At 47.6% G+C, this 13,663-nt stretch carries 15 protein-coding genes; 14 read left to right on the forward strand and 1 reads right to left on the reverse strand.

Annotated features, from left to right (window positions below; all coding sequences use genetic code 11):
* The first annotated feature begins 11 nt into the window (after nucleotides 1-11).
* From MCG46_RS07450 to MCG46_RS07480, 7 genes are all read left to right on the forward strand, one after another.
* Nucleotides 12-590 (forward strand): hypothetical protein, encoded by a 579-nt coding sequence (locus MCG46_RS07450; RefSeq protein WP_240278158.1) that lies wholly within the window; start codon nucleotides 12-14, stop codon nucleotides 588-590.
* Nucleotides 584-2,962 carry a virulence-associated E family protein gene (locus MCG46_RS07455; protein ID WP_240278980.1) on the forward strand — a complete coding sequence of 793 codons (2,379 nt, stop codon included), beginning with the start codon at nucleotides 584-586 and terminating at the stop codon, nucleotides 2,960-2,962. The genes MCG46_RS07450 and MCG46_RS07455 overlap by 7 nt, the downstream gene beginning before the upstream one ends.
* A gap of 288 nt (nucleotides 2,963-3,250) precedes the next feature.
* Entirely contained in the window at nucleotides 3,251-3,592 is a 342-nt protein-coding gene (locus MCG46_RS07460; protein WP_240278162.1) for a VRR-NUC domain-containing protein, read from the forward strand.
* On the forward strand, nucleotides 3,582-4,958 hold the full coding sequence (locus MCG46_RS07465; protein ID WP_240278982.1) for a DEAD/DEAH box helicase: 1,377 nt from the start codon (nucleotides 3,582-3,584) through the stop codon (nucleotides 4,956-4,958). The genes MCG46_RS07460 and MCG46_RS07465 overlap by 11 nt, the downstream gene beginning before the upstream one ends.
* Before the next feature lie 2 nt (nucleotides 4,959-4,960).
* Nucleotides 4,961-5,188 carry a hypothetical protein gene (locus MCG46_RS07470; protein WP_240278984.1) on the forward strand — a complete coding sequence of 76 codons (228 nt, stop codon included), beginning with the start codon at nucleotides 4,961-4,963 and terminating at the stop codon, nucleotides 5,186-5,188.
* 67 nt (nucleotides 5,189-5,255) lie between these two features.
* Nucleotides 5,256-5,465: a hypothetical protein gene (locus tag MCG46_RS07475; RefSeq protein ID WP_240278986.1), complete on the forward strand. Its 210-nt coding sequence runs from the start codon at nucleotides 5,256-5,258 to the stop codon at nucleotides 5,463-5,465.
* Nucleotides 5,466-5,484: 19 nt separating this feature from the next.
* Nucleotides 5,485-5,910: a hypothetical protein gene (locus MCG46_RS07480; RefSeq protein ID WP_240278988.1), complete on the forward strand. Its 426-nt coding sequence runs from the start codon at nucleotides 5,485-5,487 to the stop codon at nucleotides 5,908-5,910.
* 373 nt (nucleotides 5,911-6,283) lie between these two features.
* Here MCG46_RS07480 and MCG46_RS07485 read toward each other — a convergent pair whose 3' ends face one another.
* A complete protein-coding gene (locus tag MCG46_RS07485) occupies nucleotides 6,284-6,772 on the reverse strand; it encodes a sporulation initiation factor Spo0A C-terminal domain-containing protein (protein WP_240278990.1) in 489 nt (162 codons plus the stop codon).
* 164 nt (nucleotides 6,773-6,936) lie between these two features.
* Here MCG46_RS07485 and MCG46_RS07490 point away from each other — a divergent pair, with 164 nt between their 5' ends.
* The 7 genes from MCG46_RS07490 (at nucleotide 6,937) to MCG46_RS07520 (ending at nucleotide 13,660) form a co-directional block, all read left to right on the forward strand.
* Complete coding sequence (locus tag MCG46_RS07490; protein ID WP_240278992.1) at nucleotides 6,937-7,392, forward strand: hypothetical protein; 456 nt, start codon at nucleotides 6,937-6,939, stop codon at nucleotides 7,390-7,392.
* Entirely contained in the window at nucleotides 7,385-8,791 is a 1,407-nt protein-coding gene (gene terL, locus MCG46_RS07495; RefSeq protein ID WP_240278994.1) for a phage terminase large subunit, read from the forward strand. The genes MCG46_RS07490 and terL overlap by 8 nt, the downstream gene beginning before the upstream one ends.
* Before the next feature lies 1 nt (nucleotide 8,792).
* Nucleotides 8,793-10,229: a phage portal protein gene (locus MCG46_RS07500; RefSeq protein ID WP_240279004.1), complete on the forward strand. Its 1,437-nt coding sequence runs from the start codon at nucleotides 8,793-8,795 to the stop codon at nucleotides 10,227-10,229.
* Complete coding sequence (locus tag MCG46_RS07505) at nucleotides 10,222-11,796, forward strand: minor capsid protein (protein WP_240279006.1); 1,575 nt, start codon at nucleotides 10,222-10,224, stop codon at nucleotides 11,794-11,796. Before MCG46_RS07500 ends, MCG46_RS07505 begins: the two co-directional genes overlap by 8 nt.
* The gene (locus MCG46_RS07510; RefSeq protein ID WP_240279008.1) at nucleotides 11,793-11,978 is read left to right on the forward strand and encodes a hypothetical protein; all 186 of its coding nucleotides are present in this window, start codon (nucleotides 11,793-11,795) and stop codon (nucleotides 11,976-11,978) included. Before MCG46_RS07505 ends, MCG46_RS07510 begins: the two co-directional genes overlap by 4 nt.
* A 166-nt stretch (nucleotides 11,979-12,144) precedes the next feature.
* Complete coding sequence (locus tag MCG46_RS07515; RefSeq protein WP_240279010.1) at nucleotides 12,145-12,741, forward strand: phage scaffolding protein; 597 nt, start codon at nucleotides 12,145-12,147, stop codon at nucleotides 12,739-12,741.
* Nucleotides 12,742-12,754: 13 nt separating this feature from the next.
* Complete coding sequence (locus MCG46_RS07520) at nucleotides 12,755-13,660, forward strand: hypothetical protein (protein ID WP_240279012.1); 906 nt, start codon at nucleotides 12,755-12,757, stop codon at nucleotides 13,658-13,660.
* The last annotated feature ends 3 nt before the right edge of the window (nucleotides 13,661-13,663 follow it).

The raw sequence follows: 13,663 nt of genomic DNA on the forward strand, positions 1-13,663 counted from the left end.
AGGGATAAAAAGTGAAGAGCAAAGAGATGCTACATTTTGGTGTAGACCTTGGTTGGTTACTTAATTTTTACCTGACGCGCCAGTATGAAAAAAGGACCAAGGAAGGTAAAGATCAGATATATAAGTCTGTTTATATCTACCCGCTGTGGAATTTGATTCAAGAAATGGACAGCGAACAATTGAAGTCCAGCCTTGATAAATATTTTGAGGAAGAACTATCTATCTCGAGCGGCGAAGTAAACCTTACACCAGAAATTTTAGAATTATGGGCAGTCTGGCAGATGAATAAGTTTGAAAGTAGAGATATAGAAATCAAAGATGTTGAATACAAAAAAGCCTTAATTAGGAGCTCAGGATCTTATGTTCATGACAAAAAAACTGGAGAATATGTTGCCTGCGAATTCGGCGACCATGCAAATGCAGTAAGACAGATTATATGTCAGGTATTTGAAGTTATAGACCCATTCGATGCGCCAAGCCGCTGGCCAGAATTCGATGAATATATCAAGTCAAACTTAGAATTGAAGGGAGCATATTTTTCTAAAAATCATTACCTCATGGGGCGAGGGAGAAGTGATCCGCGATGTTGAAAATAGCAACCGGCGCAAGCCGAAAAGCAAAAAAGTGGAAAAATATCGAGATCAGCTGGAGTGGCCTCTGTGCCAAATTGTCAGAGACTTATCGCACACGGGAGACGATGGCGGAGTACGCCAAGCTCAAAAAGCCTGGTCAAGACGAGATCAAAGACGTCGGCGGGTTTGTCGGCGGATGGCTCGCACAGGGGCAGCGTAAGAGCGATACCGTAATCTGTCGCACTGTCCTTACTCTTGACGTGGATAACGCGCTGCCGAGCTTTTGGGATGATCTGACACTGCTTAATGACTATGCCTGCTGCATCTACTCGACGCATAAGCATAAGCCTGAGTCACCACGAGTTCGGCTGATCATCCCGCTGGCCCGGGAGGTCAGCGCCGAGGAGTACGAGGCGATCGCTCGTTGGGTGGCCAAGGAGCTTGGCATCGATCAGTTTGATGATACGACCTATCAGGCAAGCCGACTGATGTACTGGCCAAGCACCAGCAAGGATGGAGAGTTTATCTTTAACCAGCAGGATGGTCCTTATTTGGATCCTGATGCCGTCTTAGCCAATTATCCAGACTGGTACGACGTGAGCTTTTGGCCGCAGTCGTCCAGAGTCACGGAGATCGTCCACAAGCAGGCCAAGCGCCAAGGAGATCCTCTGACTAAGGAGGGATTGATAGGTGCCTTTTGCCGCACATACAGCATAGATGCGGCTATTGAGACATTTTTAAATGATGTCTACTTGCCATGCAGCATCCCCAATCGGTACACCTATGCCGGTGGGTCTACGGCAGCGGGGCTGGTGTTGTATGATGACAAGTTTGCCTACAGCAATCACGGTACAGATCCGGCATCAGGCAAGCTGTGCAATGCGTTTGACCTGGTAAGGATCCACAAGTTTGGCGAGTTGGACGATGACGCTAAGGTGGACACGCCAGCCAATAAGTTACCATCTTATGTGGCGATGACAGACTTCGCCGCTGCAGATCCTGAGACGCGCAAGACACTGCAGGAGGATCGCCTGGCGGAGGCTGCCATTGACTTTGCGGATATCGCTGATCTGGATTCAGAGGATAAGGACTGGGTCAAGGAGTTGGATGTTGACCGTAAAGGCAATATCCTGCCGACCAGTGATAACTTTTTAAGGATCATGCGTAAAGATAAGCTATTAGCCAATCTGGGTGGCTATAACGAGTTTAACCATCGGCCAGAGGTGTCTGGCTCCTTACCCTGGACAAAAGAACGTGACAGCAAGTCCTGGACGGATACAGACGACGCCGGGCTGCGGCATTACATCGAGACCGTCTATAAGATCACTGGCGCCGGTAAATGCGCGGATGCGCTAGCATTAGTCCATGAGGCCAATAAATTCCATCCAGTCCGAGATTATCTTGATCCATTGGAGTGGGATGGTATCCCGCGACTGGATACACTGTTTATTGATTATCTGGGCGCTGAGGACTGTGAGTACATCCGCCAAGTTACGCGCAAGGCGTTTACCGCAGCGGTGGCACGGATCTATCAGCCAGGCTGTAAGTTTGATTACATGGCTACTCTAACCGGGATCCAGGGCATCGGTAAATCAACCCTGATCAAAAAGATGGGTGATCCGTGGTACAGCGATACGATCACTACGGTCAGCGGCAAAGAGGCTTACGAGGCGCTACAGGGCGTTTGGCTACTGGAGATGTCCGAGCTAACGGCGACTCGTAAAGCCGACGTGGAGGCAGTAAAGCAGTTCATCAGCAAGCAGGAGGATACCTACCGGATGGCCTATGCCAAGAGGACAGTCAGTTATCCCCGGCAGTGCGTATTCTTCGGGACAACCAATGACAGCGAGTTCCTGCGAGATCGGACTGGTAACCGAAGATTCTGGGTCATTGAGGTGGGCAAATATCCGCGATTAAAGAGTGTATTTGACGACCTTGATCGGGATGAGGTTGCGCAAATATGGGCTGAGGCCAAGTGTCGATTTAAACGACATGAATCCCTCTATCTTGATGAAGAAATGGAAAAAGAAGCCTTAAAAAGGCAGCAGGAACACACTGAATTCAATGCAAAAACGGGACCCATCGTGGAATATCTTGAACAGCTTTTGCCAGAGAATTGGGCTCAAATGGACTTGTACCAGCGCCGGAATTTTTTAAGAGGTGACGAATTTACAAGCCCTAAAGAGGGGACAGTTCAGCGTCAAAAAGTGTGTGCTTTAGAGGTGTGGTGTGAGCTTTTTGATGGCGATCCTAAAAACCTATCTAACGCGCAATCCAGGGAAATCAACGACATCCTAAAAGGCATCGCTGGGTGGAAACCCATTGGAAAGCTTGTAAAATTTGGCAGACTTTACGGTCCCCAGAGAGGATTTCAGAGGGTAACAAAGTAAGGTAACAAACAGGGTAACAAAGGTAACAATTCAAAAAACTGTTACCTCTGAAAGGTAACAAAGGTAACAAACTTTTGGCGATTGTTACCCCTACCTGTTACCGCAAAAAAGACTTATACAAAAGGCTGAAACAATAAAAGGTAACAAAGGTAACAATTATTGTCCTATGTAGATATATATGATAATTAGGAGTACACATATACACATAGGTACACCTAATACACATTACACCCTCGCGCGCGTACGCGAGAGAATTGTTACCTTTTGGCAAAAAGGAGGATGATGAGCATGGCGACGGACATCGCCAGAAGAAACAGTAAGCCACATGCTACACCTGAAAGGCAGGTTGAAGAGTATTTAGTCAAGCGGGTGAAAAGTTTAGGCGGGATCGCAAGAAAACTCACTTGTCCGGATGCGTCGGGCATGCCGGACAGGATGGTAATACTGAAAGGTCAGATCTGCTTCGTAGAGCTTAAACGACCTAAAGGTGGCCGGCTGAGTGACACGCAGAAGTGGCGAATTCAGGAATTGAAGCAGCAGGAGATGAAAACCTATGTCCTCAAAAACAAAGAAGAGATCGACCAGCTAATCGAATGTTTGAAAAGACGGGAGCTTCCTGATGAGATATAAGCCGCATCAATACCAGACAATTGCCGAGCAGTACGCATTAGATCATCCCCGGTGTGGTTTGTTCCTGGACATGGGGCTGGGTAAGACGGTGGTCACACTGACGGTGATCGATCAACTGATTTATGACTATTTCGAGGTAACCAAAGGTCGTGCCTTGGTTATCGCGCCGCTGCGAGTAGCTGAGGATACGTGGAGCCGGGAGTCCAGTAAGTGGGATCATTTGCAGCATCTGCGTATAAGCAAAGTGCTTGGCTCCGCAAAACGACGATTGGAAGCACTCAGCACTCCGGCAGACCTTTATATCATCAACCGGGATAACGTTGTCTGGCTGATCCAGCAATGCGGTAACCACTGGCCGTTTGACATGGTGGTCGTGGATGAACTGAGCAGCTTCAAAAACCCAAAATCGCAAAGATTCAAAGCCCTAAAAAAGCTGTCGCCGTTGTTTAAGCGTTTTGTGGGCTTAACTGGTACGCCGGCGCCGCGCAACCTGATGGATCTGTGGCCTGAACTTTACCTGATTGATCGTGGCGAGCGATTAGGCAAAACGATGAGGGCTTATCAGCAGCGATACTTTGTCCCAGGTCGGCGCAACGGTTACGTTGTCTATGACTACATCCCGATCGACGGCGCTGAGCAGCAAATCTATGATCGGATCAGCGACGTCTGCATGAGTATGACGGCCGCTGACTGGCTGCAGCTGCCAGATCGTATCGATCTGACCCGAGAGATCCAGCTGCCGACGTCCGTGATGGCCGCCTACAGGCGCTTTGAACGTGAGAAGTACCTCGAACTCATGGATGGTGATAATCCGCTCTTAGCGGCCAATGCGGGCGTCTTGGCGGGCAAGCTGACGCAGTTCAGCAACGGTGCAGTTTACTTGGAGGATCACAGCTGGCAGCCGATCCACGATCACAAGCTAGACGAGTTGGAGCAGCTGATCGAGGAGGCTAATGGCCAGCCGGTTATGGTATTCTACAACTTCAAGCATGATTTTCAGAGGTTGATAGATCGCTTTGCAGCTTATGAGCCGCGAATGATAAAAAACGCTGACGATATCGCGGATTGGAATGCTGGCAAGATCCAATTGCTGCTTGCTCATCCAGCGAGTATGGGGCACGGGCTCAACCTGCAGGATGGCGGCCATATCGTTATCTGGTTCGGCCTTACATGGGACTTGGAGATCTACCAGCAGGCTAATGCCCGGCTGCATCGGCAGGGCCAGCAGCAGTCTGTACGGATCTATCACATTATTTGCAAAGGTACCGTTGATGAGGACATCCTGCGACGGCTGCAGACTAAGGATGCAAACCAACAAGCTTTGATCGATGCGGTCAAGGCGCGCGTGGAGAGATTGGAGGTATAACGATGAGTGAGACATATTTTGTCTTGGAGGTGCAGAACTTCCACGAAAACTACAAAATCCAGCTGACCAAGGCTGGATGGGACGGATTAACTAAGCAAGAGCGGACGCGGTTGATTAAGATGGCTGGTGGCAGGATCCGGGATGCAAAAGGATGGATCCATGGTAAGCAGGATCTTAGCACATATCATCAAGTCGTTGAACGCATGGCGATGCTTAGGGGGGCAAAATGATCCCCGCGCTGCTCGCTGTTGCCGTCGGGATGATCTTGTTACTGTTGGACAGATATGGAGGTGATCGATGATGCGCAACCTGGATAAGTACGCTGCGGTGCTGTGCTCTCAATTTGTACGCATTGGCCCATGCTGCCTCTATCGTCCTGAGCTTGGATGTGATGGCTGTGAGCTGCAGGGTATCTGCTCTAATCCTGATAAGCTGCTGGCGTTTATGATGAAGACGGTGGATGAGGATGATCAGCAGCTTCTGCGGGAGCCGCAGGGCACAGAATAGACGACAGGGAGGGATAGCGGTGGATGAGCACGTTAAACGGACAAAGGATAAGCTGCGGGTGTATGGATCATACTCCCGTGAGATTAGCAAGTTACGAGTATGGCTGCTTGATCTCAAGACTTATCTTTGGCTGCATGAGGACTGGCCAGAGCAGGCTGCCAGAGAGATGCACATCAGAGGCACAGACAACAAGCATCCTCCCGGGCAGCAGCTCTGCGTGCAAAAGGCATCCATCGAGGCACAGCTGGAACAGCTAAGAGCTGCGAGGTCTGCTTTAGGCTTGGATGACTGGCTCGACAGTTTAAGCATGGAGGACCGACAGATCATCCGGTTAGTGTATGAGGAGGGGTACAGTTATCAGGCTGCAGCGCCCATGGTCAACATGTCTAAACCAGGATTGCAGTACAGGATTAATAAAATTTGTAAAAACTCCATACGCGTATAGTTGACTTTTGTGGTACTATACGCGTGTAAGATGCCAGTGGGTGTCTGAGCCGATAGTAGGGTCCCCACGATACGGGATCGGCGCGAGATCGGTAATTACGGCCAGTGCAGACGGGTGGACGCATCCTGTAAGCTGCCAGCGCCAGAGCCTGTACAGTACCGCCCGCACCTCTGTGTAAGCATGTGGCCCAGGCGCGGCCAGGCATAGTTAGCACTCTTAGCGGGGGTGCTTTTTCTTTGGTTTCCGGCCGGTTCTTTCTCCTTCTGGTCGGATGCGGCAGGATGTTCTTTTTCCCCTCTACTTTCTAACTTTCCTGTAAACTCACAGCCCTGCGTATCGCCTTGCGGGACTAAATAAAAAATAGGCACGAGGCCTATTTGACGGGATGGCGTGGGATGATGCATCGCTTATGTACGATGTCACTCATCACAAGCAAAAACTGTAGATTGGTGGGCTTGCCTTTAGCAGACAAGATAGTGTTGCCAAAATACTTTGATAGCACACTGGCATCGCCTCGGGTCCAAGCTCCCTCGATTGATGTGCGGATGTTGCGCTCGACGCGCGTGGCTGTAGTGTGATGAGCAGTAGCTACCTTTGGGTAGAGACGGCCCTTGAGATTTTGCAACAGTGTCTGATCTAACACCGCATAAGTCAGAGCACTGGCCAACAGGTTGTAGCCTTGGTTGATGATGCCGCACTCCTTGAGCAGCTCCACAGCTACGCCGTGGATGACAAGAGCGTCAACACGATCATCCTCGTACGGTGTAAGATCAAAAAACTGCTCAAGAGTGTTCAGCAGGGCGATATAAACTTCCAGCCTGTGAGAACAGCTTAAGCAGCATTTAGGATATAATCTTTCCATTATTTTCCTCCTCTCAAAGTCATTTTAATTTGAGAGTATAACTAATAACACCGGATTTAAGCCGTATAAAGCATATAAATTAAAATAACAGACAAATGTTGCCTAAAATCGACGAAATTGTCGAAAAGTGTCGATCGCAGAACAAATCTATTGGAGGTGATAGGATGCGCGGTAAATATGAGACACATGTTAAGCCTAAGATGGATCTGATTGCACAGTGGGCACGGGATGGTGCAATCGAGCGGGACATTGCCAAAAATCTAGGCGTATCCGAGAGCACGTTCAGCGGGTATAAAAAAGAGCACGAGGAGCTGATGCAGACCTTAACAGTCAATAAAGAGGTCGCAGATGCTCGTGTCGAGAGCGCCCTGTACAAACGGGCTATCGGATACAAATACGATGAGGTATGCACAGAGGTTGGCCCCGATGGTATAAAAACCAAAACAACAACCAAGCAGGTGTTGCCGGATGTCACCGCGCAGATCTTCTGGTTAAAGAACCGCTGCCCAGACAAATGGCGGGATAAGCAGAATATGGAGCTATCAGGAGAGGTTAAAATAAACAACCCTTATGCTGACCTAACAACTGAGGAATTAAAGAAGTTGATTCGTGATGGATGAAGTGATCGTCAGAGGAGCTAAGATAGAACTTGCACGGCGTGAGTTCTTTTATTTTTGTCAGCTGAAAGCTCCGGATTTCTACAAGGATGATAGAACGCATCTTGCAAAATTGTGTAATGAGTTTCAGGAGTTCTCTGAATCTCAGGACGATGTTCTTATTATTGCGATGCCACCACGTCACGGAAAATCAAGAACAGCTGGAAACTTTGTTGAGTGGCTATTAGGCAAGGACAAAACAAAAAAGATCATGACGGGATCTTACAACGAAACTTTGTCTACTGTCTTTTCTAAAAATGTGCGTGATTCCATTATGGAAGAGAAAGCGGATGCTAATCGCATCGTTTTTTCTGATATTTTCCCAGGGCATCGTATTAAACAGGGTGATGGAGCAATGAACCTTTGGAGCTTAGAAGGCGGGTATAACAATTATCTTGCTACTAGTCCAAAAGGCACGGCCACTGGCTTTGGAGCGGACTACCTCATAATTGATGACTTGATAAAAAGCGCTGAGGAAGCATTTAATGCAAGGGTGCTCGCTGAGCACTGGAGTTGGTTTACTAATACCATGCTATCGCGCTTAGAAGAATGTGGAAAGATCATCATTATCATGACTCGGTGGGCAACAGAGGACTTGGCAGGAAAGGCGTTGAAGGCATTTCAGGAAGATGGTAAAAAGGTACGCTATGTAGTGATGAAGGCACTCCAGGAAAATGGAGAAATGTTGTGTCCTACTTTACTCAGCTATAAGAGTTACCTTTCTAAGACAAGGCACATGGCAAAAGAGATAGCCTTAGCCAATTATCAGCAAGAGCCGATTGACGTCAAAGGCCGGCTGTACACGAGATTTAAAACCTATGATAGACTTCCGCTTGATTCCTCGGGGAAACCTTTGTTTACAGCTATTAAGAATTACACAGATACTGCAGATAAGGGAGAAGATTACCTCTGCTCAATCACGTATGGGGAATACGAAAAAGAAGCTTACTTATTGGATGTCTACTACACAAAAGACCCAATGGAAGTCACCGAACCAGAGACCGCCAAACGATTGATGGAAACAGGGTGTACGTGGGCTAAGATAGAGGCAAACAACGGGGGAAGAGGATTTGCTAGGAATGTTGAAAGACTTTTGCTGCAGGGCTATCATTCTAATCGCTGCAGGATTGAACCTTTTACTCAAAGTCAAAATAAACAGGCGCGAATTTTAACTAATTCAACATGGGTAATGGATCATATTTATTTTCCTGTAAATTGGGCAGATCGATGGCCGGAGTATTTCGATTCTATGGTGCGCTATCAAAAAGAAGGCAAGAACGAACATGACGATGCTCAGGATGCAACAACTGGAGTGGCTGAGCAATTTAATAAGACAGGCGGAACGACAATAGGAGGCTGGTAACATGGATTTACAAAAGGCGCAAAAACTGCTTAACGCGGCGTTTAGAGATCGCGATCGGCAGCTGGCCGCCGCAAAGAGCGGCGAGGAGTATTACCACAACCGATCAAAAATTAAACAGACGGGAGCCGCGGCGATTGACGAGATCAATCGCTTTTTATGTGATCTCGGTAAAAACCCGCTCAAGTCTGCTGATAACAGGATCCCGACCGGCTATCACAAAGTCTTTGTTGATCAAAAGATCGGTTATCTGTTTACGTATCCGCCGCAGCTGGATATTGGCAGCCCACAAGCTAATGATCAGCTTGCACAAACTCTGGGCAGCGACTTTGGTCGTGTATTAAAAAAGCTAGGTCTTGATGCCTCCAACTGGGGGCGGGCATGGCTGCATTACTACATCGATGAGCAGCAAAAACTGCAGTATCACTGGGTTAGTCCAGAGCAGATCCTGCCTGTTTATGATGTCAATAACATTAAACTGCCGCTTAAATATCTGATCCGGACTTATGCGATGACCGATGATGTGGGCGAGACTTATGAGCGTTATGAGATCTGGGATGACAAAGAGTGCAGCTATTTCCTGCGCAAAACGTCAGAACTGCTCAAAGACGTCAAGCCTGAGCAGCACCCTGAGCAATCTGGTTTTACCGGTCCCAAGGTATTGCCTAACCGGTTCGGCAAGATCCCGTTTATTGAATTTAGAAATAATGCCGATGCGACAAGTGACTTAGAGATGTACCAGGATCTGATCGACGTCTATGACAAAGTGTTTTCTGGCTTTGCCAATGATATAGATGATATTCAGGAGATTATTTACGTTATCAAGAACTATCAAGGACAACGTGAGCAAACCATTTATGACAAGGACGGCAACCCTAAGCAGGTACCGCTGGATCCTCTGCAGATGCTTAAAGCATCCAAGTGGATTGGTGTTGACGATAACGGTGGCCTTGAGGTTGTCCACGGCGATATCCCATACGAGGCTCGCAGCAAGTTTATTGAGCTGCTTAAGGTACAGCTCTACATTGCGGCGATGGCGGTGGATCCTAACCCTGACAAAGTCGGCAACGCGTCGGGCGCTTATCTCGACTACCTCTATCAGCTGCTTGAACTCAAAGCTGGCATGATGGAGACCGAGTTCCGGCCAAAGATCGACGAGCTGATCAGAGTGATCACCCAGCACACAGGATTAGACGATCCGGCCAAGATCGAGCAGACCTGGACACGCAATAAGCCTAAGAATTATCTTGAGATCGTGCAGATGATTACGCAGACACCAAGTGCCATCATGTCAGACGAGACCAAAACCAAGGAACACCCGCTAGTTGACAACTGGCAGGATGAGCGAGAGCGGATTAAATCCGAAGAAAAACAACGCCAGGAAGAAATGATGAAACTGCCGCAGTTTGGTGACAATCCAGAGGATCCAGTAGATGAGTAACAGCAACGCCGACTACTGGAAGAAACGATCTGAGGATCGCTTTAAGGCTGCGGAGCGCACTGTCGAGGCACAGCAAGAGGAGCTGACACACTTTTTTGACGATGCCCTTAAGGATACGCAGACAGTGATCCGAGACTTCTGGGCGCGCTACGCAAAAGATAACAAAATAAGTTACTCTGAGGCTCAGAAGCTGCTTAATTTCGAGGAGCTCCGAGAGTTTAAAGATGACTTGAAAACCTTTGAACAGCTCGCTCGTAGCTCTGTAGGGACGTTTAACTTGGAGTTGGAGAACTTGTCTACTAAATCCAGGATCACGCGTTATCAGGCTCTGGAAACGAATTTGAAGGCAATCATGGAAAATCTGACGGGCAAAACCGAGAAGATGATCCAGGATACCGCGAGCAAAGTTTGTGAGGACAGTTTTTACAAGACGTTGTTTGACATTGACCAGTATCGTGGATTTCACGGGGACTTCGTCGGGCTCGACGAGAACCTGATCAGGGAGATCATCAGTCAGCCGGTAGCGGGTGCGACTTTTAGCCAGTCGATCTGGCGCAACCAGCAGAATCTTAACTACCGGGTAAGGCAGACTTTAACAGATGCTATGGCTACGGGGCGCAATCCTTACGAGTTATCAAAAGAGTTTGCCAAAGAGTTTAACGTTGGTAGGTATGAGGCCTATCGACTGCTTTACACTGAGAGTGCAGCTGTCCATACCGATGCCCAGATGAGGGCCTATAAGGCCGATGGAGTGCAACAGTATAAGATTGTGGCTACGCTCGACAGCAAGACCAGCAAGATCTGCCAGGAGATGGATGGCAAGCAGTTTGACGTCGATAAAGCGCAAAAAGGCGAGAACTGCCCTCCCTTCCATCCATGGTGTCGCACGACGACTGCGCCGGTGACCGAGGGCTTGGAGGAGACGGGGACACGGGCGGCCAGAAGCAAAACGACAGGCAAGACCGAAAAAGTTCCATCCGACATGAAGTACAAGGAATGGAAAAAGACATATGGTCAAGATAAAGTAAAAACTGTTAAAGCAGTAAAAACAGAAATGCTTAAACAGACAGAAGCTTTATCAGAAGATGAAAAAGAAGTCGTACAGAAAATGACCGGGGCTCTTTCTTCAAAAATTAATTCCTTGATAAAACTTGGAAAGCCTGAAAAGTACGCAGAAGAAATGAAAAAGTTAGATTCAGCAATTTCAAAAGGTGAGATTACAGATGATGTTCTGCTTTACAGAAAAACTGATGTTCGATTTTTAGATATTTTTCCTAAAGGAACAGCAATAACTGAAGAAACTGTTTCAGAGTTAATTGGGAAAACTGCAACTAATCAAATTTACACGTCCACTTCATTCGACGATTGGAATTATCCTGGAAGGAATACCGAAATAACCTTAGTTGTAAGAGCGGGAACGAAAAACGCTTTATACGTAAAAGAATATGCTTACGCTCAATACAAGAATCAAGAAGAAGTTTTATTTGGCAGAGGATTGCGATATAAAATTTTAAATGCTATCCTTGAAGAAGGAAAAGTTCGCATTCTTGCGGAGGTGGTATCATGATTGATTACGAAAAGTATGTCTGGCACATTAAGGCTTTAGGTAGTCTTGAAGAATTTAAAGAATCAGTAGAATTGTGGAAAGAGCTATTTCCTGATTTTTCGGACGAAGAAATAGTGAAAATATTAGATGAGGAGCAAGAACTAAAGATAGGTCCAGCGTTTTGGTGCAGACCTTGGAATTAACCCAAAGCTAAATATTAGGTCGCAGAAAATGCGGCCTTTTATTATGCCCTAAGCATGGCACTAAACGGCTTGCTATCCCCAGCGTGTCGGGATATAAATGCACGCCAAGCGACAACCGCAGAGTGGCTGCGGATATATAAATTAAATCGCTCGCAAGGAGGAAAACATGGATTTTTTAAAAGCATTATTTGGCGACAGCGCACTGACCTTTGATCAGCTGGTCAATGCGATCCAGGAACACAATGGTAAAGCTGAAAACAAGGAAAAGCAAATTAAGATCGGTAATATCGGTGATGGCAGCTACGTATCATCCGACAAATTTAAAGCCAAAGAGGCAGAGCTGACCACTGCTAATACAACGATCAAAAACCTGCAGGGAGAAATCAAAAAGTGGGATGGGGTCGACGTGGACAAGCTCAAGACTGCAGCTGCGGACTGGGAGACCAAGTACAACCAGGATACCGCTAAGATCCGCACAGACAGCGCAGTTGAGATTGCGCTCATGCGGGCAAAGGCCAAAAATCCAAAGGCAGCGCGTGCTCTGTTGGACGAGGCGAAGATCAAGCTTGATGGCGACAAAGTACTTGGTCTGGATGATCAGCTGGAGGCGTTAAAAAAGTCTGACGCATACCTGTTTGACGTTGATGCACCTGCAGGTACAGATCCAACTGCTGGAGGCTTTACTCCACCCGCGGGAGGAGCACCTAAAGGATCCGAGTTTAACTTTGGCTTTACCACATTAAAAGACATGCCAAAACAATAGGAGGTATTTAATTATGGCAGTAGTAAATTATGCAGAACTGTATTCAAAAGCATTACTTCAATCTTTCCCGTATGTGCTGCATTTCGGCGCATTATGGAACAGCCCAAACAAAGACATCTACAAGGTAGTTGATGCAGATACCATCAAGATCCCGCACATCACTACAAATGGCCGAGTTGATGGTGACCGAGATACAATCGGCGGTTTTACCCGCAACCATGATAACGAGTGGATCACTAAGCAGCTGCGCAATCACCGTACCTGGGAGACGCTGATCCATCCAATGGATGTCCAGCAGACTGGTGGTGTCATGGCAATCCAGAACGCAACGAAGGTCTATAACCAGGAACAGAAATTTCCGGAAATGGACGCCTATACGATCTCCGCTTTATATTCCGACTACATCACCAGCAATGCTGACAAGGTCGTTAAAGTAGATCTGACGGTCGATAACATTTTATCTGAGTTTGATAAGCTGATGGAAGCCATGGATGAGGCTCGTGTGCCACAGCAGGGACGCATCCTGTACGTTACTCCACACGTCAAAACGCTGTTAAAGCAAGCCAAGGACATCCAACGGATCATCAGCGCAGAGGGCGGAGAAAAGTCCGTTAATCGTAACATCAGCCGCATTGATGAGGTCATGATTGAACCGGCAGTACCATCGGAACTCATGAAGACTGTGTATGACTTTACGAAGGGCTGGAAGGTCGGCGCTTCGGCGCGTCAGCTGCACATGCTGCTGATCCATCCGACTGCAGTGTTACCGTGCGTCAATTACACCTTTGCAGCACTGGATGAGCCATCCGCAAAGACTAAGGGCAAGCAGTTATACTTTGAAGAATCGTTTGAAGATATGTTTGCGCTGGACTACAAGATGGGCGCTATCGCATTTATCCAAGAGCCGGATGCGGCGTAAGGG

Origin of the sequence: Holdemania massiliensis, assembly GCF_022440805.1 — a bacterium.
GTDB classification, from domain to species: domain Bacteria; phylum Bacillota_I; class Bacilli_A; order Erysipelotrichales; family Erysipelotrichaceae; genus Holdemania; species Holdemania massiliensis_A.